This window comes from Agrobacterium sp. LEGMi-208b (assembly GCF_059511785.1).
This window is the reverse complement of the sequence record NZ_CM183445.1, coordinates 463978-490263: the sequence shown is the minus strand read 5'-3', so window position 1 is coordinate 490263 and position 26286 is coordinate 463978. Positions and strand designations below refer to the sequence as shown.

At 60.4% G+C, this 26286-nt stretch carries 28 protein-coding genes; 8 read left to right on the top strand and 20 right to left on the bottom strand.

Going from position 1 to position 26286, the window contains the following annotated elements; all coding sequences use genetic code 11:
• Positions 1-214 precede the first annotated feature (214 nt).
• The 14 genes from pip to alr form a co-directional block, all read right to left on the bottom strand.
• A complete protein-coding gene (gene pip, locus AC5YUO_RS02430) occupies positions 215-1171 on the bottom strand; it encodes a prolyl aminopeptidase (RefSeq protein WP_496154118.1) in 957 nt (318 codons plus the stop codon).
• Positions 1168-1653: a GFA family protein gene (locus AC5YUO_RS02425; RefSeq protein WP_496154117.1), complete on the bottom strand. Its 486-nt coding sequence runs from the start codon at positions 1651-1653 to the stop codon at positions 1168-1170. Before AC5YUO_RS02425 ends, pip begins: the two co-directional genes overlap by 4 nt.
• Entirely contained in the window at positions 1650-2114 is a 465-nt protein-coding gene (locus AC5YUO_RS02420) for a GFA family protein (protein WP_496154116.1), read from the bottom strand. Before AC5YUO_RS02420 ends, AC5YUO_RS02425 begins: the two co-directional genes overlap by 4 nt.
• The gene (locus AC5YUO_RS02415) at positions 2111-2587 is read right to left on the bottom strand and encodes a GFA family protein (protein ID WP_400811934.1); all 477 of its coding nucleotides are present in this window, start codon (positions 2585-2587) and stop codon (positions 2111-2113) included. Before AC5YUO_RS02415 ends, AC5YUO_RS02420 begins: the two co-directional genes overlap by 4 nt.
• Positions 2584-2952, bottom strand: coding sequence for an endonuclease domain-containing protein (locus AC5YUO_RS02410; protein WP_496154115.1), 369 nt, complete (start codon positions 2950-2952; stop codon positions 2584-2586). The genes AC5YUO_RS02415 and AC5YUO_RS02410 overlap by 4 nt, the downstream gene beginning before the upstream one ends.
• 257 nt (positions 2953-3209) lie before the next feature.
• Entirely contained in the window at positions 3210-4595 is a 1386-nt protein-coding gene (gene cysS, locus AC5YUO_RS02405; protein ID WP_496154114.1) for a cysteine--tRNA ligase, read from the bottom strand.
• Positions 4596-4785: 190 nt separating this feature from the next.
• Entirely contained in the window at positions 4786-5166 is a 381-nt protein-coding gene (locus tag AC5YUO_RS02400) for a hypothetical protein (protein ID WP_496154113.1), read from the bottom strand.
• Between the two features lie 318 nt (positions 5167-5484).
• The gene (locus AC5YUO_RS02395; protein WP_059752394.1) at positions 5485-6225 is read right to left on the bottom strand and encodes an SDR family NAD(P)-dependent oxidoreductase; all 741 of its coding nucleotides are present in this window, start codon (positions 6223-6225) and stop codon (positions 5485-5487) included.
• A gap of 144 nt (positions 6226-6369) precedes the next feature.
• Positions 6370-7878, bottom strand: coding sequence for an amidophosphoribosyltransferase (gene purF / locus AC5YUO_RS02390; RefSeq protein WP_400811941.1), 1509 nt, complete (start codon positions 7876-7878; stop codon positions 6370-6372).
• Positions 7879-8016: 138 nt separating this feature from the next.
• Entirely contained in the window at positions 8017-8604 is a 588-nt protein-coding gene (locus AC5YUO_RS02385; protein ID WP_003502039.1) for a CvpA family protein, read from the bottom strand.
• A gap of 89 nt (positions 8605-8693) precedes the next feature.
• Positions 8694-10100 carry a DNA repair protein RadA gene (gene radA / locus AC5YUO_RS02380; protein ID WP_400811943.1) on the bottom strand — a complete coding sequence of 469 codons (1407 nt, stop codon included), beginning with the start codon at positions 10098-10100 and terminating at the stop codon, positions 8694-8696.
• A 5-nt stretch (positions 10101-10105) separates the two neighbouring features.
• Positions 10106-10396 (bottom strand): type II toxin-antitoxin system RelE/ParE family toxin, encoded by a 291-nt coding sequence (locus AC5YUO_RS02375; protein WP_496154112.1) that lies wholly within the window; start codon positions 10394-10396, stop codon positions 10106-10108.
• Between the two features lie 16 nt (positions 10397-10412).
• Entirely contained in the window at positions 10413-10682 is a 270-nt protein-coding gene (locus tag AC5YUO_RS02370) for a type II toxin-antitoxin system ParD family antitoxin (protein WP_496154111.1), read from the bottom strand.
• Between the two features lie 65 nt (positions 10683-10747).
• Entirely contained in the window at positions 10748-11917 is a 1170-nt protein-coding gene (gene alr / locus AC5YUO_RS02365; protein ID WP_496154110.1) for an alanine racemase, read from the bottom strand.
• A gap of 83 nt (positions 11918-12000) precedes the next feature.
• Between alr and AC5YUO_RS02360 the strand changes: the two genes are divergently transcribed.
• From AC5YUO_RS02360 to AC5YUO_RS02345, 4 genes are all read left to right on the top strand, one after another.
• Positions 12001-12858 carry an AraC family transcriptional regulator gene (locus tag AC5YUO_RS02360; protein WP_400811951.1) on the top strand — a complete coding sequence of 286 codons (858 nt, stop codon included), beginning with the start codon at positions 12001-12003 and terminating at the stop codon, positions 12856-12858.
• Positions 12859-12948: 90 nt separating this feature from the next.
• A complete protein-coding gene (locus AC5YUO_RS02355; RefSeq protein WP_496154109.1) occupies positions 12949-13653 on the top strand; it encodes an AzlC family ABC transporter permease in 705 nt (234 codons plus the stop codon).
• Complete coding sequence (locus tag AC5YUO_RS02350; protein WP_400811955.1) at positions 13650-13952, top strand: AzlD family protein; 303 nt, start codon at positions 13650-13652, stop codon at positions 13950-13952. Before AC5YUO_RS02355 ends, AC5YUO_RS02350 begins: the two co-directional genes overlap by 4 nt.
• A 181-nt stretch (positions 13953-14133) precedes the next feature.
• Positions 14134-15828: an ABC transporter ATP-binding protein gene (locus AC5YUO_RS02345; RefSeq protein ID WP_496154108.1), complete on the top strand. Its 1695-nt coding sequence runs from the start codon at positions 14134-14136 to the stop codon at positions 15826-15828.
• A 63-nt stretch (positions 15829-15891) separates the two neighbouring features.
• Here AC5YUO_RS02345 and AC5YUO_RS02340 read toward each other — a convergent pair whose 3' ends face one another.
• On the bottom strand, positions 15892-17388 hold the full coding sequence (locus AC5YUO_RS02340; RefSeq protein WP_003520716.1) for a replicative DNA helicase: 1497 nt from the start codon (positions 17386-17388) through the stop codon (positions 15892-15894).
• Between the two features lie 312 nt (positions 17389-17700).
• Between AC5YUO_RS02340 and AC5YUO_RS02335 the strand changes: the two genes are divergently transcribed.
• Genes AC5YUO_RS02335 through AC5YUO_RS02325 form a run of 3 tightly spaced genes read left to right on the top strand, consistent with a single transcriptional unit; the run spans position 17701 to position 20988 of the window.
• The gene (locus AC5YUO_RS02335; RefSeq protein ID WP_496154107.1) at positions 17701-18156 is read left to right on the top strand and encodes a MarR family winged helix-turn-helix transcriptional regulator; all 456 of its coding nucleotides are present in this window, start codon (positions 17701-17703) and stop codon (positions 18154-18156) included.
• The gene (locus tag AC5YUO_RS02330; RefSeq protein ID WP_496154106.1) at positions 18153-19901 is read left to right on the top strand and encodes an MFS transporter; all 1749 of its coding nucleotides are present in this window, start codon (positions 18153-18155) and stop codon (positions 19899-19901) included. The genes AC5YUO_RS02335 and AC5YUO_RS02330 overlap by 4 nt, the downstream gene beginning before the upstream one ends.
• Before the next feature lie 19 nt (positions 19902-19920).
• On the top strand, positions 19921-20988 hold the full coding sequence (locus AC5YUO_RS02325) for an HlyD family secretion protein (RefSeq protein ID WP_496154105.1): 1068 nt from the start codon (positions 19921-19923) through the stop codon (positions 20986-20988).
• A 272-nt stretch (positions 20989-21260) separates the two neighbouring features.
• On the opposite strand, the gene rplI is transcribed toward AC5YUO_RS02325, so the two are convergent.
• The 5 genes from rplI to AC5YUO_RS02300 all read right to left on the bottom strand — a co-directional run bounded on the left by rplI (position 21261) and on the right by AC5YUO_RS02300 (position 25072).
• The gene (gene rplI, locus AC5YUO_RS02320) at positions 21261-21836 is read right to left on the bottom strand and encodes a 50S ribosomal protein L9 (RefSeq protein ID WP_003520720.1); all 576 of its coding nucleotides are present in this window, start codon (positions 21834-21836) and stop codon (positions 21261-21263) included.
• Positions 21837-21850: 14 nt separating this feature from the next.
• A complete protein-coding gene (locus AC5YUO_RS02315) occupies positions 21851-22825 on the bottom strand; it encodes a DUF2232 domain-containing protein (protein WP_400811961.1) in 975 nt (324 codons plus the stop codon).
• Positions 22826-23012: 187 nt separating this feature from the next.
• Positions 23013-23261 (bottom strand): 30S ribosomal protein S18, encoded by a 249-nt coding sequence (gene rpsR, locus AC5YUO_RS02310; RefSeq protein ID WP_003502063.1) that lies wholly within the window; start codon positions 23259-23261, stop codon positions 23013-23015.
• A 16-nt stretch (positions 23262-23277) separates the two neighbouring features.
• The gene (rpsF, locus tag AC5YUO_RS02305) at positions 23278-23739 is read right to left on the bottom strand and encodes a 30S ribosomal protein S6 (RefSeq protein WP_003520723.1); all 462 of its coding nucleotides are present in this window, start codon (positions 23737-23739) and stop codon (positions 23278-23280) included.
• A 289-nt stretch (positions 23740-24028) separates the two neighbouring features.
• Positions 24029-25072 carry an aldo/keto reductase gene (locus AC5YUO_RS02300; protein WP_496154104.1) on the bottom strand — a complete coding sequence of 348 codons (1044 nt, stop codon included), beginning with the start codon at positions 25070-25072 and terminating at the stop codon, positions 24029-24031.
• Between the two features lie 222 nt (positions 25073-25294).
• On the opposite strand from AC5YUO_RS02300, the gene fabD reads away from it, so the two are divergent.
• Entirely contained in the window at positions 25295-26239 is a 945-nt protein-coding gene (gene fabD, locus AC5YUO_RS02295) for an ACP S-malonyltransferase (RefSeq protein ID WP_496154103.1), read from the top strand.
• Positions 26240-26286 lie beyond the last annotated feature (47 nt).

Here is a 26286-nt window from a genome sequence, read left to right as displayed (position 1 = left end):
GGGAGTACCGCCAATTGTTCGGATAGCGATTTATAACGGATCGCCAAAGTGGCGGCCAATTCATTTCCGTGAAGGGTTCATGAGAAAAACTGCATGAATAAAAGGCGCTCTGCCCTTGAAATGTGCTGGTCCGCCACGGGATGCGTGATCCCCGCAGGAAACCCTGCGTGAATCACTGTCTTATCCGGCCGTTGCAAGATGCTGAAACGACTGGTTATTTCCCGGCAAAACGGTCATTGGCGCGGATCAGTTGATCAAGAATGCCCGGCTCGCTCATCGCGTGTCCTGCCGCCTCGATGATGTGGAAATCCGCCTTTGGCCAAGCCTTGGCGAGCTGCCACGCATATTTCAGCGGGCAGGGCATGTCATAACGCCCATGCACGATGACGCCGGGAATATCCCTGAGCTTGCCGGCGTCGCGCAGCAATTGCCCTTCCTCCAGCCAGCCGCCATTGACGAAGAAGTGGTTTTCAATGCGCGCGAAGGCGATGGCATATTTATCCTCGCCGAAATCCTCAACACGGTCGGCATCGGTAACGAGCGCGATGGTCGCACCTTCCCACTGGCTCCAGGCCTTGGCGCATTCGAGCTTCTTTGCCTCGTCGGTGCCGGTGAGATAGCGGTTATAGGCCAACATCATCTCGCCGCGTTCGGCTTCCGGGATAGGCGCGATGAAATTTTCCCAGCGGTCGGGATAGATTTCGGAAACGCCGAACTGATAATACCAGTCCAGCTCCGGCCTGGTGACGGTGTAGATGCCGCGCAGAACCAGTTCGCTGACGCGGTCCGGATGGGTCTCGGCATAAGCGAGCGCCAGCGTCGAACCCCAGGAACCACCGAAAACCAGCCATTTTTCGAAGCCGCAAAGCGTGCGCAGCCTCTCGATATCGGCAACCAGATGCCATGTGGTGTTGGCTTCCAGCTCCGCATGCGGCGTGGAACGGCCGCAGCCGCGCTGATCGAACAGAATGACGTCGTAAAGTGCGGGATCAAAAACGCGGCGATGCGTGGGGTTCACCCCGCCGCCGGGGCCGCCATGCAGGAAAACCGCCGGTTTTGCGCCGCGTGTGCCCACCCTTTCCCAATAGATCGTGTGGCCGTCGCCGACATCGAGCATGCCGGTCTCGAAAGATTCGATCTCAGGGTAAAAGCCGCGCAATTCTTCTGTCATGGGTCATTGTCCTTCGCTGGCCATTCGGCCGTATCATGGTCTGGGTGCTGGCAATTGTTCACCCGAGGGCGAGGGCTATCCGTTGCAGGTTCCGGCTCGACCGGCAAGCCGTCAAGCTCGGCGAACCAGTGCATCTTGCTGGCAAGATTGGACTGCGCCTCGGGTTTGATCCGCTGCGGCTCGTCCAGCGAACCGAGGGTGATGTTGATGAAATCGGCCCCCGGCATGTCGTAGAAAAGCGGTGTGCCACAACGGCCACAAAAACCGCGACGCACGTGATCGGAGGACTGGAACCATGATGCCTCGCCGCGGATCATCTCAAACTGCATGAGGGTGCTTGCGGCAAGCGGCATGAAATAATTGCCCGATGCCTTCTGGCACATGCGGCAATGGCACAGATGCGGATAACGCAGCCCGCCCTCGATCCGGTAACGCACTGCGCCGCACTGGCATCCGCCGCTGAAACTCTCAGGTCCGCTCATGCGCGGCCGTCTTCCGGCGGCCAGATCTGCGTGTCGTGATCCGGGTGCTGATAGGACGTGATCTCCGCCTCATCCACGCCCTGTTCCACCGCCGGCTTGCCGAAGAGCTGCTCTATCCACGGCATGCGGCTATGGAAATTGACCTGCACCTGCGGCTCGATCCGTTCCGGCTCATCGAAAGCGCCGATGGCGATCTCCACGCCGCCGGGATAATGATAGGTCAGCGGCGTGCCGCATTTATTGCAGAAACCGCGATGGATTTTTGCCGAGGAGCGGAAGAGGGAAGGCTGGCCGCGTGTCCAGGTCAAATGCGCCTGATCGGCGCTGACCAGCGCGCCGAAGAAATTGCCGAAATGTTTCTGGCACATGCGGCAGTGGCAGATGGAGGCCCGGCCGAGCTTGCCCGCATGAAAACGCACGGCGCCGCACTGGCAACCGCCTGAAAATCCCGCTTCGCTCATGACCTGTTCTCCGGTGGCCAGTTTTCCGTGTCGTGGTCGGGATGCTGATAGGAAACGAGATCGGCGAGATAGTCCACCTGCGTCAGGTCGTCCTCTGTGGCGACGGCTGGCAGCGTGTGAAGGCTGTCGACGAAATCGATCTTGCGTTCCACGCCCCACTGAATGGTCGGCGGCAGCGCGGCGGGATCGTCGAAGGCCCCGGCCGCCACCGCCACGCCATCCGGCGCCTCATAGGTCAGCGGCGTTCCGCATTCGGGGCAGAAACCGCGCTTGACGACGCTGGAGGACTGGAAGCGTTTCGGCTCTCCCCGTGTCCATTCAAATTCCACGCCGCGCACCGAAACCAGCGGCGCATAATAGGCCCCGAAAGCCTTCTGGCACATGCGGCAATGGCAGATGGAACTGTCTTTCAGGTCTCCGCTGGCGCGAAAACGGATCGCGCCGCACTGGCATCCGCCGGTATGGACGGTCATGGTTGGTTCTCCTTTACCGTTCGGATAATGTGGAGACAGACATTGTCGATGTCTCTGAGGATATCCTCGTTCCAGAAACGGAGGACTGTCCAGCCAAGTTCCTCAAACATCCGTGTTCTCTGCTGGTCATAGGCCGCCGCAGTCTCTTCCCCGTGCTGAAACCCATCCAGCTCGATGATGATCTTATGCGAGGGGCAGGCGAAATCAACGATATATCCGGTGACCGGCAGCTGGCGTCTGAAAGCCAGGCCGTCAAGACGATGAGCACGGACAGCGTTCCAGAGCTTCAGCTCTGCATCGGTCATAGCCTTTCGCATCTGCCGGGCATATTCCCGATGTTTTGGCTCAACCTTGGCATGGGGCATTGAGATGCTCGCGGCTTAAAGGGATGCTGCGAGATTGGAATATGGTGTGGGCGAAAGCAAGGTCCTGTCGTGTGGCTTTACCCCCCTCTGCCCTGCCGGGCATCTCCCCCTCAAGGGGGGAGATCGATCTGCGGCGAGGCCTCGCCCATCTCGAAGCTTGAGAGTGGAGTAAGGCAGAGCGTCTTGCCGATCTCCCCCCTTGAGGGGGAGATGCCCGGCAGGGCAGAGGGGGGTAAGCCTCTAGCCGCGACGGTAAATTACCGCTTCAACTCCCACGTCGTCATCCGCTCCCCGGTCTCCTTGTCCTTGCCATCCTTCAACTGAATGCCCTTTTCCGAAAGCTCATCGCGCAACCGGTCCGCCTCAGCAAAGTTCTTCGCCTTCAGCATTTCCAGACGCAGCTGCACCAGGGCATCGACGGCCGAAACGATGGCCTCGTCCATTTCCGTTTTCTTCGGCAAAACACCGAGCAATGCGGCGCTGGCCGCAAAGGCGGGCAGCCTGGATGGATCGGTATTGGCGGCATGCGCCAGCGCATGCAGCGCCTGCACGGCGGCAACGGTGTTGAGATCGTCGGCAAGCGCCTCGAGCACGGTTTCGTCCGGTGCGGCATCGGAGGCTTCGGCTGCCGGCCATTTGGAAAGCAGACGTTCGGCCTCTTCCAGACGCTTCACCGAGAAATCGATCGGCTCGCGATAATGCGTCATCAGCATGGCGAGGCGCAAAACCTCGCCCGGCCATTGGCGGCCGCCGAATTTGTCCGTGTGCAGCAATTCGTAGATCGTCACGAAGTTGCCTTCGGACTTCGACATCTTGCGGCCTTCCACCTGCACGAAACCGTTATGCATCCACACATTCGCCATGACATGCGTGCCATTGGCGCAACGCGATTGCGCTATTTCGTTTTCATGGTGCGGGAAGATGAGGTCGAGTCCGCCGCCGTGAATGTCGAACACTTCACCGAGGTAACGACCGGCCATGGCCGAGCATTCGATATGCCAGCCCGGACGGCCGCGGCCCCAGGGGCTTTCCCAGCCGGGCTCGTTATGCGAGGAAAGTTTCCACAGCACGAAATCGCCGGGGTTTTTCTTGTGGGCTTCCACCGCCACGCGCGCCCCGGCCTGCTGTTCGTCCAGCGGCCGCTTGGAAAGCTGGCCGTAATCGGCCATCGAGCGGGTGTCGAACAGCACCTCGCCGCCGGCCGTATAGGCATGGCCGCGCGCGATCAGCCTCTCGATGAGGTCAATCATCTCGGCTATATAGTCGGTGGCGCGCGGTTCGACGGTCGGCGGAAGGCAGCCGAGCGTGGCCACATCCTCATGGAACTGGTTGGCGGTCTTTTTCGTGACCGCGTGGATGGCGTCGTTCAGCGGCAGATGCGGATAATCCCTCAGCGCCCGTGCGTTGATCTTGTCATCGAGATCGGTGATGTTGCGGGCATAGGTCACATGGTCTTCGCCAAAGACATGGCGCAGCAGCCGGTAGAGGACATCGAACACGATGACCGGGCGCGCATTGCCGATATGGGCGAAATCATAAACGGTCGGACCGCAGACATACATGCGCACATTGTCCGCATCGATCGGCGCAAATTCCGCTTTTTCGCGTGTGAGTGTATTGTGAAATTTCAGGCGCAAGGACATGCGGCATTTCCCTCAAGGCAGTCAGTTGTCCTGACCGGACCGTTTGTCTGTTGGACCTTGCGGGGAGACGAAAACGATCTGGCCGGTGGCGAACCAGCAAAATTATTTCAGCAGCAGGTGCAGATCGTCGTTTTCATGACTTGCGTTATGGCGCGGGGCAGGCCGTTGGTCAAGAGCCTGCCCGGCCGTGTCAGGCGGGCTTGCGGCCGATGCCGTTTCTCGCCACGGTAACCAGAAAGATCAGCATGGATATGACGGTGAGGATCGAACCGGTCGCCACGAGAACCCGTGCGCCGCTGGTCACGACGATGATGATGCCGGGCACGAGACAGAGAATGCCGGCAAGGGCGACGGCGAGATGCGCCTTCGAAAGCATCGTGCCATCGGCCTCCGGCGTCACGCTGTAATAAAGGCCGAACAGGCCAAGCGTCGTCCAGCCGACGAGGTTGAGATGGGCATGGGCCATGGACAGCGAATGGTCTTCGGAAGCGGACATCTGGATGCCCCAGATCATTCCGGCCGTTGCACAGAGCACGGCTGCTGCGAAAAAATAGAAAGCAACATTTTTCATCCGGATATTCCCTCTCGAAAGAGACCCGAAAAATAATGTCGGGTCAGCAGCATCGTGCGAACAAAAGCTTCGGAATGCGGAAGTACGGCCATGAACAATAGGCTTGCTGAGCGAAATATTTGTCCAAAGTAAAAATATTTGTCTGGAAATAGCGCTGGTTTATTCATCGCGGGCAAAAGCGATCCCGCTCTTCGTAGCAGAGCTATACGAAGCTTTTACATCATGGGGTGTCAGCCGAGCGAAACGGCCTCTTCGCACAGACAGGAAGGGCAGGGCTCCAGGCTTTTCGGCCAGCGATTTGTCCAAGCCCGGCAGTAATTATTCCGGCTGGCGGTAATCCACGAATTTTCCCTCGCGCACGAGGAAGAGCTTGCCGGTTTCGGTCAGATCGGGCGAGGCGAGCGGAAGAATGGCCGCGGCCACCTCTGACGGATGCGGCACGGTGGCCGGATCTTCGCCGGGCATGGCCTGCGCACGCATCGCCGTGCGTGTGGCGCCGGGATTGATGCTGTTGACCCGAAGCGCGCTCTTCTGTGTTTCCGCAGCCCAGGTGCGGGCGAGCGCTTCCACGGCGGCCTTTGAGGTGGAATAGACACCCCAGAAGGGGCGACAGCTGTGCGCAGCACCGGAAGACAGGATCAGTGCGCGGCCGGCATCCGACTTCAGAAGCAGCGGCTCGACCGAGCGGATCAGCCGCCATGTGGCGGTGACGTTGATGTTCATGACCCTTTCGAAGACCTTCGCTTCGATATGGCCAACCGGCGAGATCACGCCGAGAACGCCGGCATTGGCGACGAGAATATCGAGCTTGCCCCAGCGCTCGAAAATATTGGCGCCCAGCGCATCGATGGCTTTCATGTCGGAGAGATCGAAGGGAACGAGCGTCGCGGTGCCGCCGACGGCCTTGATGGCGTCGTCCAGTTCCTCAAGGCCGCCCACCGTGCGGGCGCAGGCAATGACATGCGCGCCGGCCTTGGCGAGTTCCAGCGCCGTGAAATAGCCGATGCCGCGCGAAGCGCCGGTGACGAGAGCGATGCGGCCCTTGAGATCGATAGTCATGGTCTCCCCCGAAATGATTGCGCTTCCTTCTACGAAGCGCCAGCGGCCTTTCGCAAGCGATCATATCGTCGCATGCGAAGGCTTGAACAAAAGACAAGAAAAAAGCGGCCCCGGAAGCCGGATGGCCGCTTTGCCTGAGGCGTATCAGCCGTTGCTGGCCAGCATGGAAATCTTGCTGCCCATGGCCTCGCCGTTCTGGTCGAGAAGGCGGGTCGGATAATCGCCGGTGAAATAATGGTCCGTGAACTGCGGCCGAGCATGGTTGCGGTTCTCGCCACCGACGGCGCGGTAAAGCCCGTCGATGGACAGGAAGGCCAGCGAATCGGCACCGATGAACTTCGCCATCGCTTCGACATCGGCATATTGGTTGGCGAGCAGCTTGTCAGCGTCAGGCGTGTCGATGCCGTAGAAATCCGGATGGAAGATCATCGGGCTGGCAACGCGGATATGCACTTCCTTGGCGCCTGCTTCGCGGATCATCTGCACGATTTTCACCGAGGTCGTGCCGCGCACGATGGAATCGTCCACCAGTACCACGCGCTTGCCTTCGATCATCGCCCGGTTGGCGGAATGCTTGAGCTTGACGCCGAAAGCGCGAATTTGCTGCGTCGGCTCGATGAAGGTGCGGCCGACATAATGGTTGCGGATGATGCCGTATTCGAAGGGAATACCGCTTTCCTGTGCAAAACCGAGCGCTGCCGGCGTGCCGCCATCGGGAACCGGAACAACCACGTCGGCTTCGAGCGGCGCTTCCTTGGCAAGGTTCATGCCCATGTTCTTGCGTGTCGTATAGACGTTGCGGCCGCCCACGACGGAATCGGGACGGGCGAAATAGACATATTCGAACAGGCAGAGACGCTCCGGCTGCGGCTTCGAGGGCTTCCGCGCATCGATGGTGATCGAACCGTCAGGCTGGATTTCGCAGATGATGACTTCGCCGTTTTCAACGTCGCGCACGAATTTCGCGCCGATGATGTCGAGAGCGCAGGTTTCCGAGCAGAAGATCGGCTTGCCATCAAGCTCGCCCATGACCAGCGGGCGGATGCCGATGGGATCACGCGCGGCGATCAGCTTGGTGCGCGTCATCGCCAGCATCGAATAACCGCCTTCCATCTGCCTGATAGCGTCGATGAAACGATCGGCGGTGGAGGAGTGGCGCGAACGGGCGATGAGGTGAAGAACGACTTCGGTATCCGAGGTCGACTGACAGATGGCGCCGGTGGCGATGATCTGGCGGCGCAGCGTCAGGCCGTTGGTGAAGTTGCCGTTATGGGCAATGGAAATGCCGCCTTCTTCCAGCTCGGCAAACAGCGGCTGCACGTTGCGCATCGCCACTTCGCCTGTCGTGGAATAACGGGTGTGGCCAATCGCGATGGAGCCGGGCAGGCGGGCAAGGGTTGCGGGATCGGTATAATGATCGCCGACGAGGCCCATATGGCGTTCCTGATGGAAGCGCTTGCCATCGAAGGAGACGATGCCGGCCGCTTCCTGACCGCGATGCTGGAGCGCATGCAGGCCGAGCGCGGTCAGCGCCGAGGCGTCGGCATGGCCAAGAATGCCGAACACGCCGCATTCTTCATGCAGCGTGTCGCCGTCGATCTCTTCCTTGAAAGTGGCCCCATGGAAACTGGAATGCGAAAGCGGCTCAATCATCCGGCTTGCCCTTGCTCTCTACCGAGAAAAAAGAAAGACCTCTCCGGTGAGTATTTCCCCCGGTCGGCCCATCTGTGTCGTGCTTGATATTTAGCACAAATAGCGCGCCTTGCATGCATTGCAAGGCGCACCCTCGTGTCAATTATTCGTTGCCGGCGGATTTGTTGCCGGCACATCTTCCGCAGGCGCCTGCGTCGTTGTCGGTTCCTGTGGTTTTCCAAGGATACGGGCGCGGATCTGCGGTTCGATATCGTCAGGCAGAACCGCTTCCAGCTTGCCCACCAGCCCGTCGAGGAAGGGCTTGGACTTGGCCTGCGTCACCCATTCCGGCTGGGTCTTCACATCCACCAGCCAGTTCCAGAAGGCGACCGCAACGACCAGAAGCAGAATGCCGCGCGCCGCGCCGAACAGGAAACCGAGCGTGCGATCCAGCGCGCCGATGCGGCTGTCGATGATGAAATCGGCAATGCGCGAGGTGATGAAGGAAATCACGATCAGCGAAACGAGGAAAACGACGCCGGCCGAACCGGCAATGGCGATCTTGTCGTCATCGGTATAGTTGCGCGCATAGGGCAGCAGGACCGGATAGAGATAATAGGCGGCGGCGACCGAACCGGCCCAGCTCGCGATCGACAGGATTTCGCGGGAGAAGCCGCGGACCATCGCGAGAATGGCGGAGAAAAGAACAACGGCGATGACGATGCCGTCGAAAATTGTAATGGGCATATACCAACTCCGGAGGTGCGACGCCTTGTCAGACGCTGCCTTGCCAATTGTGCGATCCTCTTACACCACTGTTCCCCTTGGCGAAAGGATCAATATTCGTCGTCCTCAACCTGTTTGAACCGGTTGCCGGAGCCGGCGATGCGGGCCACCAGGTCCGGAAGGCTTTCGATTTCCGTCCAGCGCCCCTTGCCGCCTTTCGGCAATTCAGCCGAAGCAGAAGGCAGAAGTGCGGCGGAAAAACCGAGTTTTTCAGCTTCTTTCAATCGCTGGCCGGTATGCGAGACCGGCCGCACCGCGCCCGACAGGCTGATTTCGCCGAAATAGACGCAATCGGCGGGCAGGGCAAGGCCGGCAAGTGACGAAACCAGCGCCGAGGCAATCGCCATATCCGCCGCCGGTTCGGAAATGCGGTAGCCGCCGGCGACATTGAGATAGACGTCATGCTGGCCGAGCTTCACCCCGCAATGGGCCTCCAGCACGGCAAGAATCATGGCAAGGCGTGAGCTGTCCCAGCCGACCACGGCGCGGCGCGGTGTACCGAGCGACGTGGGCGCGACCAACGCCTGCACTTCGACAAGCACGGGACGCGTGCCCTCTATGCCGGCAAAAACCGCCGCACCCGGCGATTTTTCGTTGCGCTCGCCGAGAAACAGTTCGGAAGGGTTGGAGACTTCCCGCAGGCCGCGATCCGACATTTCAAACACGCCGATCTCATCGGTCGGCCCGAAGCGGTTCTTGACGGTGCGCAGGATGCGATAGTGATGGCCGCGGTCGCCTTCGAAATAAAGCACGGCATCGACCATGTGCTCGACCACGCGCGGACCGGCGATCTGGCCTTCTTTCGTGACATGGCCAACAAGCACCATGGTCGCGCCCGTCTGCTTGGCAAACCGGATCATCGCCTGCACGCCGGTGCGCACCTGCGTCACCGTGCCGGGGGCCGAATCAGCCGTATCGCTCCACAGCGTCTGGATGGAATCGATGATGACGAGATCCGGCCGTTTGCCCTCGGAGATCGTGGCCAGAATGTCCTCGACATTGGTTTCGGCGGCCAGCAGCACGTCGGTTTCCGCCGCCCCGAGACGCTGGGCGCGCAGACGCACCTGTGCCACCGCCTCTTCGCCCGAGACATAGACGATGCGATGCCCGCGCCGCGACAGGGCAGCGGCCGCCTGCATCAGCAGCGTCGATTTGCCGATACCGGGATCACCGCCAATCAGGACGGCCGAACCGCGCACGAAACCGCCGCCCGTCGCGCGGTCGAGTTCGCTGATGCCGGTCGGGATGCGCGGGGCTTCCTCGATTTCACCGGAAAGCGAGGTGAGCGTCACTGGGCGACCCTTCTTCGGTGCCTTGCCGGGCCCGGAGCCGATGCCGCCCATCGGGTCTTCTTCGACGATGGTATTCCATTCGCCGCAGCCTTCGCATTTTCCCGCCCAGCGGGTGTGAACCGTGCCGCAGTTCTGGCACACGAATTGGGTCTTGGCTTTGGCCATCTATGTCAGTTTTCTTCTTGTTTGAAATCGTCAGCGGAGATGTCCTGATGGCCATGCAGCACGCGCAGAACGGTAAGCTCATTCTCGTCGAGACGAAAGAAAATGACGCGCTCACGATAAGCGATGCTGCGAAGCCCGGCTCCATATCCGCTTCTTGAGACACCGGATAAGCCCAGTGCCGCTATCGATTCGATTTTATTGAAGATATCGAGGGCGAAGCGATCAGCAGCAAGGGGATTTTCAGCCTCGATATAGGCGTGGTCTTCGGCAAGGTCGCGCCTTGCGCGCGTGGTCAAGGTTGGAGTCCGGATTTTAATGGCCGGACCCCGCTTTTTGCTGCGCGGAAACTCTTTTGATATCGCTCAGAAACTCGTCCTGTGAGGCATAACGGTGGACCCGGCCCGCCTCGGCGTCGTCGATGCCCTCCTGGATCAGCAACTGAAGCGCGGCTCGTTTACCTTCGTCACTGCTCAGCAATCGCAGGCTCGCATGAATAACGGCATCCGCATCGCTGTAGATACCTGCCGCAACCTGCTCCTCGATGAACTTCTCGTCCTGCTCGCTCAAATGGATTTCGGGCATTTCGATCTCCTTTTGTTCTCTTTTAACACAGGTCGCGTCGGCTTTCCAAGTGCTAAAGGCGTGCCTCAGTCGTCGGCCATCAGATATTGCCGCTCGTAGCGCAGGCCAAGCCCCGTCAGCATTTCGTAACCGATGGTGCCGGCGGCCCGTGCCGTCTCATCGACCGGCACGTTGGGGCCAAAAAGCTCGATATAGTCGCCGGCACGGATGGCATTGGCCGGAGCATCCGTCACGTCAAATATGGTGAGGTCCATGGTCACGCGGCCGGCTACCGGCACCTTGTAGCCGTTGACGACGCCATAGGCGCCGCCATGGCCCATTTCACGCAGCGGAATGCCGGAGCCGGAAAGCGAACGCTGATATCCATCGGCGTAACCGACGGCTGCAATGGCAAGCCGGCTCGCGCGCTTCAGCAGGAAGGTGCCGCCATAGCTGACAGTCTGGCCTTCGCCGGCCTCGCGAATCTGGAGGATCCGCGCCTCGGCCGTGGCCACAGGCCGCATCGGATTGGCCGCGCCGTTGACCGCTTCGCCGCCATAAAGGGCGATGCCGGGGCGGGTGAGGTCGAAATGATAATCTGACCCCAGAAAAATCCCGGCAGAAGCCGAAAGGCTTGATTCGATACCTTCGAAAGCCGCGCTAAGCTTCCGGAATGATTCGAGCTGGACCCCGTTCATCGGCGAAGAGGGCGTGTCGGCGCAGGCGAGGTGCGACAGCACCAGAACCGGATCGAAACTCGCGGGCCTCGTCACGTCGTCGGCAAGAAACAGCGCGTCGTCGAGGGGCAGACCGAGGCGATTGAAGCCGGTATCCACATGCAGCGCGCAAGGGTGATCGCCGCGCTCGGCAACCGTCGCCATCCAGAAGGACAGCTGCTCTTCGGAGGCCAGAACCGGCACAAGATCGTTGTCGAAGACCTGCCGTTCCTGACCCTGCCAGACGCCGGAAAGCACGTAGATACGCGCCTCCGGGGCATAGGAGCGCAAAGTTGCACCCTCGGCCACCGTGGCCACGAAGAAATCCCGCGCACCGGCATGGTAGAGGGTGGCGCCGCAATCCTCGATCCCGAGACCATAGGCATCGGCCTTGACGACCGCCGCCGTTCGCGCCTTGCCGGAACGCCTCTTCATGTCCCGCCAATTATCGGCCAGAGCGCCGAGATCGACGGTGAGCCTCAGGGGTGCGTGATCGAAAATGTCGGTTTCGGCGAAAGTATCTTCGAAGTCGTCTGTCATGCCATGCGTCCGGTTGATGGGAACTGCCGGACCCTAGCACTTTTGTTCAAGACGGTAAGGACGGAATGTTCTAAACTTCGCTCATGCACAATGTTTCGCAGGAACAGGCCCTGGATGTCATGCCCGTTGCCACGACGGAAACCACGCGTTTCTGGCGTGACCGGCGTTTTGGCGGCATGGAATGCCTGAGCGCGACGTTTCTCACCCATGAATATTCGCCGCATGCGCATGACACGTTTTCCATCGGCGCCATCGAAAGCGGCTCGCAGATTTCCACCATTCAGGGCACCACCGAGCAGACGGGGCCGGGGCATCTTTATCTCATCAACCCGGATGAGGTTCACGATGGCGCACCGGGCGGCGGCGGTTATCGCTACCGGATGATCTATCCCGATATCGCCTTGCTGCGCGATATTATTGAGGATGTGACGGGCAGGGCCTTTCACGGCACGCCGTCCTTTCCAAGATTCCTGCCGCGCGATCCGCAGATGGCGGTCGCCTTCCAGATGGCGCACCGGCGGCTGGAGGCGAAATCCGGCGCTCTGGAGGCGGATGAGGGCATGTTCTCGGTTCTCGCCGCCCTGTTCGGCCGGCACGGCAGCGCCATCGTCCTGCCCGTCGAAACCCGTGAGAAAACGGCGGTTTATACCGCCCGCGACTATCTTTCCGACAATTACGAAACCGATATCGGCCTTGAGGAACTGGCCTCCATCGCCGGTCTCAGCCGTGCGCACCTCATCCGCGCTTTCAGGAAAGAGTTTCACATCACCCCGCATGCCTATCTGACGGATGTGCGTATCCGCCGGGCGCGCCAGCTTCTGCGCGCCGGCGAAATGCCGGCCGAGGTGGCGGCGATGTGCGGTTTTGCCGATCAGGCGCATTTCACCCGGCATTTCAAGGCCCGTACCGGTGTAACGCCGGGGCAGTTCCGGGTGGCGTGATTCCGCGTGCCTTTTTTTCCCGACGTCACTTTCGTTCAAGACCGTAAGGCGTCCCGGGCGTAATCGCTCTCTTCTGAACGGGAGAATGCGATGTCCATATCGGAAAAACGCGCGGAGTTTAGCGCAGGATTGCGGGTTGCCGCCCCATTGCTGGTCGCCATGGTGCCGATCGGCGTGGTGTTTGGTGCGGTTGCCATCGGCAAGGGCCTGTCGCCGCTGGAAGCCTCGCTGATGTCGCTGCTGGTCTTTGCCGGCGGCTCGCAATTCGTGGCCATGGATCTATGGACCCATCCGGCAAGCTGGAGCGCGCTCGGCTTTGCGGCGCTGCTGGTCAATCTGCGCCATGTGCTGATGAGCGCCTCCATCGCCGGCAAGCTGGATGATTTCAGGGGCTGGCGGAAATACGCCGCCATGCTGGTGCTGACGGATGAATCCTGGGCATTGTCAGAATTTCGTGTCATCGCCGGCAGGCTGACGGCGGCCTTCTTCGCCGGGGCCGCATTGTCGATCTATCTCGTCTGGAACCTCGCAACCCTTGCCGGCGCGCTGCTCGGTTCGATAGTTGGCGACATGTCGGTCATTGGTCTGGATTTCGCCTTTCCCGCCGTCTTCATCGTGCTTCTCATGGGCTTCTGGAAGGGCAGGGAAACCGGCTTCGTGCTTCTGGCAAGTGCGGCCGCCGCCTGTCTCACCCATGCGCTGGTTCCCGGCGCCTGGTATATCGCCGCCGGCGCGCTCGCCGGACTTGCTGTCGCCGCTTTCAGCCACGAGGAGCCGGCGGAGCAGCCGGCATGACGCTCGACCCGAATACACTTCTGACAATCCTCGCCATGATGGCGGCAACAGTCGCCACGCGCCTTGGCGGCCTGCTGCTGGTCAGTCATTTTACACTGACACCGCGTCTGAAGAAGGCGCTCGGTGTGGTGCCGCCCGCCGTCCTGATGGCCGTGGTTACGCCGACGGCACTCGCCAGCGGGCTGGCGGAAACCATCGCCTGCGCAATCACCGCCATCGCCGCGCTGCGCCTCAGCCTGCTGCCGGCGGCCGCACTGGGCGTTGCGTCCGTGGCGTTGCTGCGCGGAATCGGATTGTGAGACAATGCTGTCAAAGCGTTGAAAAGATTCCGCCTTGGGGAACAGAACGGGGCGCGCAAATTCATTCCATGCGGAATGTTGAATGTGAACGGATGACAATAATCCCGACTTGAGCAAGCGCCTCCAAGCCGTTATCCAATGCCTGCCGTATCTTTCAAGCAGCGCCGGGCGGGAGAGAGTGATGACAGGCAATCGTGAAGTTGCATTCGGACCGCTTTCCCGAATCTATGCGGAAGACCTGAAGACGTCATGGCCGTCCATCACCTTTTTGCTGCTGACGATCCTGCTCGGGTCTGTTCTGGCCACCGCCGGTCCATATGTGTTTTCCCGCCTGATCGACGATCTGCCGGACGCGCCGCTGCAATGGATGCTCGGTTTTTCGCTCTATGCGGGCCTGACGGCGCTGGCGACGGGTATTCAGCGCTCCACGCAATATATGTCTGTCATCCATTCGGAGCGGCTGGAATATGTCGCGACGACACGCTTCTTCGAGCGTATCGTCCATAAAAAACCATCGTTCTTCAGCGATCACAACCCGGCAGAGATTCAGGCTGCGCAGACGAGGGGAGCCTCGGCCGCCTCGGCGATCATGCAGATCGGCCTTATTTATTTCGTGCCGGGCATCGCCACGTTTCTGTTCAGCACCCTGTTGCTGGGAGCGGTCCTCAGTGCGGATCTGGTCGCTATCGTCATTCTTTATGGCGCGGCTTTCATCGCGCTTACGCTTGCTTCTAACCGACTGACCACGCCTTTTCTGGAAAAGGCCATCGAAGCCGGGCAGGAGAATGCCGGTTTTATCGGAAACGCCATCGGCATGATCGAGCCTTTACGGCACACGGGCAGCACGGCGTGGATGAAGCGTCGCTTTGCGGAAAATGCGGAGTCGATCTATCGGAACTGGCGGCTTTATTCCCTGCGGCGGATCGGCTTCGTCTTCACCATCTCGCTTGCACTCGCCGTGCAGATGGTCGTCGGCTTTTATCTGCTGTTGCCGCGTTACGAGGCGGGAGATCTCTCGATAGGCGATATCGTTCTCTTCAACACGCTTCTGCTTCAGCTCAACATGCCTTTCGAACTGATCGGGCAATCGATCAGCGAGGCGGTACGATCCTTCGCCCAATTCGCGCCCTATGCCCGCATGTGGAATGAGCCAGCAGAAGAAGAACCTCCGAATGCCCGCCCGCTGCAGCTGTCGGGAAAAGTGATAGAGTTTGATCAGGTGGGTTTTCGCTACGAAAACGGTCGCGGTGTTGAAGGTGTTTCCTTCACGGCGGCGCCGGGACGTCTGACCTTCATCACCGGCGAGACCGGCTCCGGAAAATCGACATTGTTCAGGCTTCTGCAGAAAACCATGGCACCGCAATTGGGTCGCATCACGGTCGATGGCATCGATCTGACCGCCATCGGCCGGGACGACTGGTTTACTGCCGCCGGCATCGTTCCGCAGGAGGTGCAATTGCTGAACGATACGTTGCGCAGCAATGTCGTGCTCGGGCGGGTGCTGGATGAGGAAAAACTGCGCCGCTCGGCTGAGCGTGCCGCGATACTCGACCGGATAGAGGCAATGCCGGAAGGTTTCGATACGATTGTCGGTGAAAGGGGGCTGAAGCTCTCCGGCGGCGAGCGCCAGCGGGTTGCGATTGCCCGCGCGCTTTATGGCGAACCATCCATTCTGCTGCTCGATGAGGCAAGCTCGGCGCTGGACGAGGAGACGGAGCGGGAAATCATGGACCAGTTAAGACGGGTCGACAGCGATATCACCATCATCGCCATCACCCACCGCCAGAGCAGCATCCGCGCCGGAGATCAGGTCATTGCATTGCCGAGCGGTACTATCGATGAATCGGCTTCTGAGGTGTCAGTCCCAAGCCATTGAAAATATTTCGCCCCATCCTGAAGCAGGACGGGGCGTTTTATCGATAACCGGGGTGGCTGCGCCTCAATGCTCTTCGTACTGGCTGAAGCTCGGATCGGCCAGATCGGTAAAGCGGGTGAATTCGGACTGGAAGGCGAGTTTCACCGTGCCGGTCGGTCCGTGACGCTGCTTGGCGATGATAACGTCAGCCGTACCCTTCACCTTGTCGAACAGGGCCTCCCATTCGGCATATTTGGGATCGGAAATATCGCGCGGCTCCATGTTCTTGACGTAATATTCCTCACGGAACACGAAGAGCACGACGTCGGCGTCCTGCTCGATGGAGCCGGATTCACGCAGGTCGGAAAGCTGCGGACGCTTGTCTTCGCGGCTTTCCACCGCACGGGAGAGCTGTGACAGCGCGATGATCGGAACGTTGAGTTCCTTGCCGAGCGCCTTGAGGCCGGTGGTGATCTGGGTAATTTCCTGCACGCGGTTTTCGCCGCTCTTGCCGGAGCCGGTCATCAGCTGAACGTAGTCGACCACCAGAACGTCGAGGCCGCGCTGGCGCTTCAGGCGGCGGGCGCGGGCGGAAAGCTGGGCAATCGAGATACCACCGGTCTGGTCGATGTAAAGCGGCACCTTCTGCATCATCTGGGAGCAGGCGACGAGCTTTTCGAAATCGGCCTCGGTGATGTCACCGCGGCGGATTTTCGAGGAAGACACTTCCGTCTGCTCGGAAATGATACGGGTCGCCAGCTGTTCGGACGACATTTCGAGCGAGTAGAAGCCGACGACGCCGCCATTCTTCGCCTTGTACGACCCGTCCGGCTGTACTTCCTGCTCATAGGATGCAGCGATATTATAGGCGATGTTGGTCGCAAGCGAGGTCTTGCCCATACCCGGACGACCCGCAAGCACGATAAGGTCGGAACGCTGCAACCCGCCCATGCGGGCGTCGAGCGAATGAATGCCGGTGGAAATACCGGAGAGATTGCCGTCGCGTTCGAAGGCCGCCCCCGCCATGTCGATCGCCAGCGCCACGGCATCGTTGAACGACTGGAAGCCGCCGTCGTAACGACCGGTTTCCGCCAGTTCGAACAGGCGGCGCTCGGTGTCCTCGATCTGTGCCTGCGGCGGCATGTCGAGCGGCGCATCATAGGCGATGTTAACGACATCCTCGCCGATCTGGATCAGCGCGCGGCGCAGCGCCAGATCATAGATCGCGCGGCCGTAGTCTTCCGCGTTGATGATCGATACGGCTTCCGCTGCCAGACGCGCGAGATACTGCGCCACCGTCAGATCGCCGATCTTGTCGTCGGCGGGCAGGAAGGTCTTGATCGTCACCGGATTGGCGGTCTTGCCCATGCGGATGATATCGCCCGCAACTTCAAAAATCTTGCGATGCAGCGGTTCGTAAAGATGCACCGGCTTCAGGAAGTCCGACACGCGGTAATAAGCGTCGTTATTGACGAGGATGGCGCCGAGCAGCGCCTGTTCCGCCTCGATATTGTTCGGCGCTTCGCGGTAGTGCGGTTCCGCCGGTTGCGCGGGGGTGATCTTTCTCACAGCGTCGTTCATGGTTTGCGCGATCTCCCTTTGCCTTTGTCCTTAAACCTCGGGTTTGGCTTTCTGGGGCATGGCAGTCAATGATAATGTTGCAACACTCTATGGCAGGCTGACGTCTGCTCTGCGAAGCTTGATCACATCTTCAGTTGTCCCCAGCAATCCACAGGCGGGTTGGGAACAAGGGGCCGGATCCTTCCGGCAAGGTGATTCGCTGCCATGAGTTTATCGCATGGCAGACCCGGCGTGAAAGAAACTTGAAAATCGTCAGTCTTACGAATAAATAGGCAGAAAATAAGTAGTGTGCTAATTATAAGGCTTGCTGACATGTCCCGCGAGACCGACAAGGAACAGCTTCTGGATGAAGTCTCCGCTTTCACCCGAAAACTGCGTGCGTTTTTCGATGCGCGGGTGGGGGAGAGCGGGCTGACGCTTGCACGGGCGCGAGCGCTTTTTGCGCTGTCGCGGCGTGGGCCGTTGACGCAGACGGAGCTTGCCGAGGAAATGGAAATCGAAACGCCGACGCTGGTGCGGGTGCTTGACGGCATGGAGAAACAGAACCTCATCGAGCGCCGTTCGGATGAGAACGACCGCCGCGCCAAACGCATCCACATGACGGCGGAAGGTGAAAAAACCTCCGAGACGGTGCAGGCGATGGCAAAGTCGCTGCGTTCCGAGATTGCCGCCGACATTTCCTCGCAGGAACTGGCCCTGGCGCTTGATGTCATGCGCAGGCTTTCGGCCAATCTGCAAAATCTCGCGGCCGGGAGGGTGCAATCGTGAGCACCCCAGTGCCGCAAACCGCTGACGGGGCCGCCTCGCAGAATCCCGAAGCGACGGCCAAACCCGCCGACCTTCCGGAAGACGCAGCCACGCCGATGGGTGCTTCCGGCACGGACGAAACCGTACCGGAACCCGCGGCCGCTGCCGCTCCGCAGCCGGTCGAGCGGCCGCTCTGGCTGCGGTTGTGCTTCATCTTCGCGGGCCTGTCGTTCTTCATCACGCAAGGTCTGGGCATGAACCTCGTCATGGCCAATATCTACCAGCTGCAGGGCGAATTTTCCGCCACCGTGGCCGAGGTCGCCTGGCTTTCCGCCGCCTATATGGCGCCTTACGCCACGTTTTCCATCGCGCTGTTCAAGGTCCGGGCGCAATATGGCCTGCGGCCCTTTGCCGAAGTCTCGATTATCGTGTTTGTCGTCGCTTCCTGTCTCAACCTGTTCGTGACCGACCTGCATTCGGCCATCGTCATCCGCTTTGTCAGCGGCATGGCCGCCGCGCCGATCTCGTCGCTCGGCTTTCTCTATATTCTGGAAGCCTTCCCGCCGGCGCGGAAATTCTCGCTCGGTTTCAGCATCGCGCTGACGGGCACGTTGCTGTCGGCGCCGCTCGCGCGCATCGTCTCGCCATCCCTCTTGGAAATCGATGGCTGGAACGCGCTCTATTCCATGGAAGTGGGATTCGCGCTGATCGCTTTCGCCATGATCTATGTGCTGAAAGTCACCCCGCCGCCACGGGCGAAAGTCATCGAGCGCATGGATATTCTGAGCTATCTTCTGTTTGCGGGTGGTCTTGGCTGTCTTGCCGTCATGCTCACGCTCGGCCGGTTCTACTGGTGGTTCGAAACATGGTGGCTGGGTGTCCTTCTGGCGACCTCCATCGCACTTCTGACCCTCATGGCTTTCATCGAATTGCCGCGGAAGAACCCGTTGCTCGATCTGCGCTGGATTTTTTCGAAGACCAACCTGCACATTATTGCGGTACTGCTTGTCTACCGTGCGGTCTCTTCCGAGCAATCGTCGACGGCGGTCAGCTTTTACCAACAGCTCGGCCTGTTGAACGAGCAGACGACGACGCTTTATGCACTTGTGCTGTTGGCAACCATTCTCGGCGGTGCGGCCTGTGCCTGGCTAATGCTCACGAAATACGTCGATACCGCCCATGTGATTGCGCTGACGCTGATCGCTGCCGGTTCCTTCATGGACAGCCAGTCCAGCAATCTGACGCGGCCGGGTGAGATGTATCTCAGCCAGATGATGATCGCCTTCGGCGCGGCCATGTTCCTGCCACCCGTCATGGCCAAGGGATTTGCCGCAGCGCTTGCCAGGGGCGCGCCCTATCTGGTGAATTTCATCACCATTTTCCTGTTCACGCAGATCACGGGTTCGATGCTGATGACCGGCCTGCTCGGCAGTTTCGTAACGCTGCGGGAGAAATTCCACTCCAATATTCTGGTGGAAAATATCCTGCTCACCAATCCCATGGTCGCGCAGCGCGTCTCGCAGCTTTCCAGCGCCTACGGCCATGTCATCACCGATCCGGCATTGCTGAAGGCCGAGGGGCTGTCGCTGCTCGGCCAACAGGTCAGCAAGGAAGCGTATGTGCTTGCTTACAATGACACGTTCCTGCTGATTTCCGTCGTTTCCGCGCTGGCGCTGGCCACGCTTTTGATCCACCTTGCATGGCTGCGCATCCGTCCTTTCCTTTTCCGGGAAGAAATCGATGCCGCACCGGCACCACAGTCTTGAACATTCCAAGAGTGACAAAATGCTGAAGAAGTTTTTTACCCCCGTTTCCATTCTCGTGCTGCTCGGCGGTCTCGCCGGCGTGGCGCTGGTGCTTTACGCCTGGCGGCTGCCGCCGTTCCTGTCCACCGTCGAAATGACCGACAACGCCTTCGTGCGTGGTTATGTCACGACGATGAGCCCGCAGGTGAGCGGTTATGTCGTGGATGTGCCGGTGAAGGATTATCAGGAAGTCAGGCAGGGCGCGCTGCTGGCGAAGATCGATGACCGCATCTACCGCCAGAAGCAGGCGCAGGCGGAAGCAACGCTCGATACGCAAAAGGCGGCGCTCGATAATTCCCGCCAGCAGGAAAATGCCGCCAATGCCAATATTCTCTCCAGCCAGGCGGCTGTCGACAGCGCGCAGGCCTCGCTGAAACAGGCGCAGCTCGCATCCGACCGTCAGGACAATCTCATCAAGAGCGGTGCGGGAACCTCCAGCCTGCAGGAAGAGGCCCACGCCGCGCTTGAAAAGGCCCGCGCATCACTTTCGCAGGCCAAGGCCGCACTCGAAGTCTCCCGACAGGATCTGCAGACCATCATCGTCAATCGCAGCTCGCTGCAGGCCGCTGTCGCCAATGCCGAGGCCGCCGTCGAGCTCGCCCGGATCGATCTCTCCAACACCGAAATCCACGCGCCCGTGGATGGCAGGCTCGGCGAAGTCGGCGTGCGCACCGGCCAGTATGTGACCGCCGGAACGCAGCTGATGGCCGTCGTGCCGCATGATGTCTGGGTCATCGCCAATTTCAAGGAAACCCAGCTTGCCGGCATGCAGGTCGGCCAGCCGGTGACGATTTCGGTCGATGCCCTGCATCGCCGCAAGCTCACCGGCCATGTGGAGCGCTTCTCGCCCGCGACGGGGTCGGAATTCGCCGTCATCAAGCCCGACAATGCGACGGGCAATTTCGTGAAGATCGCCCAGCGCCTCGGCGTGCGGATCGTGATCGATGCGGATCAGCCGCTCGCGGCGGAGCTTTCGCCGGGCATGTCGGTGGTGGTGCATGTGGATAAGAGCGTGGCGCCTGACGGGGCGGAGGCGGCGGCGAGGTAGTCTCGCTCTGGAGTGTGTCGAGAGGCACCCCCCTCTGCCCTGCCGGGCATCTCCCCCTCAAGGGGGGAGATCGGCAGGGCGCGCTACCTCAACTTCATTCTCTGAATTGTGAGATGGGCGAGACCTTGCCGCAAATCGATCTCCCCCCTTGAGGGGGAGATGCCCGGCAGGGCAGAGGGGGGTAACCTCTCCGCGTATTCGCCGCGATCCAACAAACAAAAAACCCCGGATGTCGCCGTCCGGGGTTTTCTTATGGCCGTAAGGGCCAAATCTTATTCGTCGTCGCCGTCGCGATCAGCTTCCGGATCGAAGAAGTCTTCCGGACGCAGTGCGTCTTCGTCAACGCCGTAGATGGCGTCAGCGGAGGTGAGGCTTTCGCCCTTGGCCTGACGCTCTGCTTCTTCGGCCGAACGGGCAACGTTCAGCTCGACCTGCAGCTCGACTTCGGCATGCAGGTGCAGGGTGACGTTGTGCAGACCGATGGTCTTGATCGGCGTGTTCAGCTCAACCTGGTTACGGCCGATGTTGAAGCCTTCTGCGCCGAGGATTTCAACGACGTCGCGGGCAGCGACAGAACCGTAGAGCTGGCCGGTTTCGCCAGCCGAACGGACGACGATGAAGGACTTGCCTTCGAGAGCCTCGGCAACCTTCTGGGCTTCCGACTTGCGCTCGAGGTTACGGGCTTCGAGCGTTGCGCGCTCGGTTTCGAAACGGGCCTTGTTGGCGGCGTTGGCGCGCAGCGCCTTGCCCTGCGGCAGCAGGAAGTTACGGGCGTAGCCGTCGCGAACCTTTACGGTTTCGCCCATCTGGCCGAGCTTGTTGATGCGTTCGAGAAGAATGACGTCCATCTTCTTGATCCTTTCTATGGTTTGGTTTCGTTCGTATTGTCGGTTTTCCGCGTCGGAGTAAGAGAGATCGTGCTGCGCACGTCGCTCAGGCCGAACACGAGAATGATGAACAGCGGAAAGACAAAGACCGCCGAGAGATAAGCGAGGATAAGAACCGGCAGCCGCCAGTCCTTGCCGCGGGCGCGCTTGTGCAGAGAGGCGTAACCCGCCATCAGGAAGCCCGCGCCGAAGGTGCCGCAGATGACCGCGCCGACCATGGCCGCGACGCCGCCGAGGAACATGGCGACGATGCCGGCCAGAAAAATGAAGATGGCGTTGCGGTGCATGCGCAGCGCGGACGCAATGTCCTCACGCGGGCGAAGGCCCTTGCCGAAGGTGCCGACCAGCCGCGTCGCGAAATAATAGGCGGCAAACAGCAGGATGACCCAGAGGCCGCCCTGAACGATCGGCAGCATCAACACCAGCAGGGACTTCGTCTGTGCCAGCGCCTCGGCATTGGGTTCGAACAAGGGTTCGCGATTCTGCACCGAGGTCATCATGATATCGACCATGCGGGCGACGAGATCGGGGCCGTAACCGATCATCCAGCCGAGAATGACGACGGCGATGGAGACCAGAATGCAGAGATGCAGGACGATGCCGGAAAGCGGATACCAGGCAAGCAGATCGTCCGGGCCGCCGAGTTCGGAAGCCGGACGCGCCAGATTGGCAAGATGCGAAAGATAGCCCGCCGGGATCAGCGTGAAGATCGCAATGGTCAGCGCGAAAAGCGGCGACATGACCAGTGCGCCAATGATGGCCGTGGTGATGATCGCGATAATGGCGGCGCGGTTGCCCCAGCCCATGCCGGCGATGAAGATGGGCATGGCCGAACCGGCATAGAGCAGGAAAGAAAGCGACGACTGTGCCGTTGCGCCAAGCGTTAAAAACGCGGCGCATATGCCGGCGAGGACGCCGGTGATCAGCACTGTCTGGTTCAACTTCTGCACTTCGCTGTCCTGCTGAAACTAAAGCAGTTAGAGGATCGCTCCTTGGAGCCTCATCCCCAACATGGGTTTTATGGTATCGATCCGCGCCCAACGCGGAAGGATGAGTATTTCTCGACCCGCTGATTAAGAGTCAGCTGCTTCGAGGAAAAAACGAGGCCGCGCCAAGACGCAGCCTCGCTTCAATTCATTACGCTACGACGTAGGGCAGCAGGCCGAGGAAACGGGCGCGCTTGATCGCCTGGGCGAGTTCGCGCTGCTTCTTCTGGGAAACGGCCGTGATGCGGGAAGGAACGATCTTGCCGCGCTCGGAAATGTAGCGCTGCAGGAGACGAACGTCCTTGTAGTCGATCTTCGGAGCGTTGGCGCCGGAGAAGGGGCACGTCTTGCGACGGCGGTGGAACGGGCGGCGTGCCTGGGAAGAGGATGCGTCAGCCATTGGTCAAAACTCCTTCTTATGCACGGTCTTCGCGCGGACGGCGCGGACGGTCTTCGCGGTCGCCGAAGCCACCTTCGCGCGGTGCGCGGGGACCACGATCTTCACGCGGGCCACGGTCCGGACGATCGCCATCGCGGCGCGGGCGGTCGTCACGGTCGCGCTTCTGCATCATCGCGGACGGGCCTTCTTCGTGGGCTTCGACGGCGATGGTCATGTAGCGAAGAACGTCTTCGTTGATGCGCATCTGGCGCTCGACTTCATGGATGGCGGCCGCCGGAGCGTCGATGTCCATGAGAGCGTAGTGAGCCTTGCGGTTCTTCTTGATGCGGTAGGTGAGGGACTTCAGACCCCAGTTCTCGATGCGTCCGACTTTGCCGCCGAACGATTCGATAACGCCCTTGTACTGCTCGACAAGTGCGTCGACCTGCTGGGCAGAAATATCCTGCCGGGCAAGGAAGATGTGTTCGTAAAGAGCCATTTAAGCTTTGCCTTTCTTGCGTTTCGTCCTTCACCCGGCAACGGCGCTAAGCCTCAACGACTGCTCCTGAAAAGGCGTTGAGCCTTTAAGCAAGAAAAGCGTTGTTCGAGACGGTCGAGAGCGGAGACACGGGAGGCCGGAAAAACCTTATGGTTCCTGCTGTTCCGTTGTCGGAACCAGCCCTCCGTTCAGCCACCAGCCAATTGGACCGGGTGTTGTGAACAGCGCGCTTATACGGATTTTTGCCCGGAATGCAAGGGCAGTCACGAAAAAGCGCGCTGTGATCCCGTCAGATCGCCATAGGATATTGCCGGTGGATCGCCGCGATACCTTTCAGCACCTCTTCCGACAGCGTCACATTCGCCGCCGCAATATCCACCTTCAGCTGTTCGATCGTCGTCGCGCCGATGATGGCCGAGGCCATGAAGGGGCGTGTCAGGCAGAAGGCGATGGCGAGTTGCGCCGGGTCGATCCCGTGCTCTTCGGCAAGCTCCAGATAGGCCTTGACCGGTGCTTCCTGATGCGGTTGCAGGCGGCCGCCGAGGTCGTGGTTGATGCTGCCGCGGGAACCTGCGGGGCGGGCGCCGTTCTGGTATTTGCCGGTCAGCAGCCCGGCCGCCAGCGGCGAATAGGCGAGCAGGCCGACATCTTCGTGATGCGCGACTTCCGCCATGTCGAGATCGAAACTGCGGTAGAGCAGGTTATATTCGTTCTGGATGGTGGCGACGCGGGGCAGGCCCCTGGCTTCTGCTATGTCGATATATTTCTGCGTGCCCCAGGCGCTTTCGTTGGAAAGGCCGATGGCGCGGATCTTGCCGGCCTTCACCAGTTCGCCGAGCGTCTCAAGCTTTTCAGTGATTTCCACAAGCGTGCGCGCCTTGTCCTGGCCGGAAGCGTCGAAGCTCCAGGCGCCGCGGAAATGATAGGTGCCGCGATTCGGCCAGTGCACCTGATAGAGGTCGATATAGTCGGTCTTCAGCCGCTTGAGGCTGGTATCGACAGCCTCGCGGATGGCGGAGGCGTCGATATCGCGGCCGCCGCGAATGTAATCGCGTCCGGAGCCGGCGACCTTGGTGGCGAGCACGACCTGATCGCGCCTGCCGGTCTTTTCGAACCAGCTGCCGATATATTCTTCGGTCCGGCCCTGCGTTTCGGCGGAGACGGGGGTGGTGGGATAAAGCTCGGCCGTATCGAAGAAGTTGACGCCGTTTTCGATGGCATAGTCCATCTGCTGATGCGCTTCGGCTTCGCTGTTCTGCGTGCCCCACGTCATGGTGCCGAGGCAGATTTCGGACACGGAGATGCCCGTGCGTCCCAGTAGATTCTGTTTCATGGAGAGGTCCCGGTGCTTTGGCGAGTTTTGGAAGGTGGGGTGAAAGTAATGGGGATTTGCCGCAGTGCAAGAAAAAATATGATGAAAAGAAAGGGGAAAACAGGTCGGCAAAACCCCTCGCAAAGGCCTGCCGCAGGCCTTCAAGCCTTGACTTCGCTGGCGGGAATGTGAATGGAAGTCCGAAAGAATAAAGGCAAGGCCAGACAAGAAGGACGACATCCCATGGGTATTGCATTCACATTTCCCGGTCAGGGAAGCCAGGCCGTCGGCATGGGCAAGGAGCTGGCGGATACCTATCCGGAAGCACGCGCCGTGTTTCAGGAAGTCGACGAGGCGCTCGACCAGAAGCTTTCCGACATCATGTGGAACGGCCCGGAAGAGACGCTGACGCTGACCGCCAACGCCCAGCCGGCCCTCATGGCGGTGTCAATGGCGGTCATGCGGGTTCTCGAAGCGCGCGGCTTCAAGCTGTCCGATACGGTTTCTTATGTGGCCGGTCATTCGCTCGGCGAATATTCGGCGCTCTGTGCCGCCGGCACCTTCTCGGTTGCCGATACCGCCCGTCTTCTGCGCATCCGCGGCAACGCCATGCAGGCCGCCGTGCCGGTGGGTGAGGGCGCCATGGCGGCGATCATCGGGCTTGAGCATGACGCCGTTTCGGCAATCTGCGAAGAAGCGGCCATTCTCGGCGTCTGCCAGATCGCCAACGACAATGGCGGCGGCCAGCTCGTCATCTCCGGCTCCAAGGCTGCCGTCGAAAAGGCCGCGGCGGTCGCTTCCGAAAAGGGCGCCAAGCGCGCGATCATGCTGCCGGTTTCCGCACCCTTCCATTCCGCGCTGATGGCGCCGGCGGCGGAAGCCATGCGCGAGGCGCTGGCGAAAGTCGAAAAACACAACCCGGTTGTGCCTGTCATCGCCAACGTGCGCGCCGCCCCCGTTTCCGATGCCAATGAGATCGCCGCCCTGCTGGTCGAGCAGGTGACGGGCCAGGTGCGCTGGCGCGAGACGGTGGAATGGTTCGCCGCCAACAATGTCACGCAGCTTTACGAGATCGGCTCCGGCAAGGTGCTGACGGGCCTTGCCCGCCGCATCGACAAGACGGTGAACGGCGTTGCCGTCAACGGTGCTGCCGATATCGACCAGCTTCTGGCCACCCTCATCGGCTGAGACGGGATACTCCGGCTACCGCATTCATCAAGCGCAACAGCGCTGAA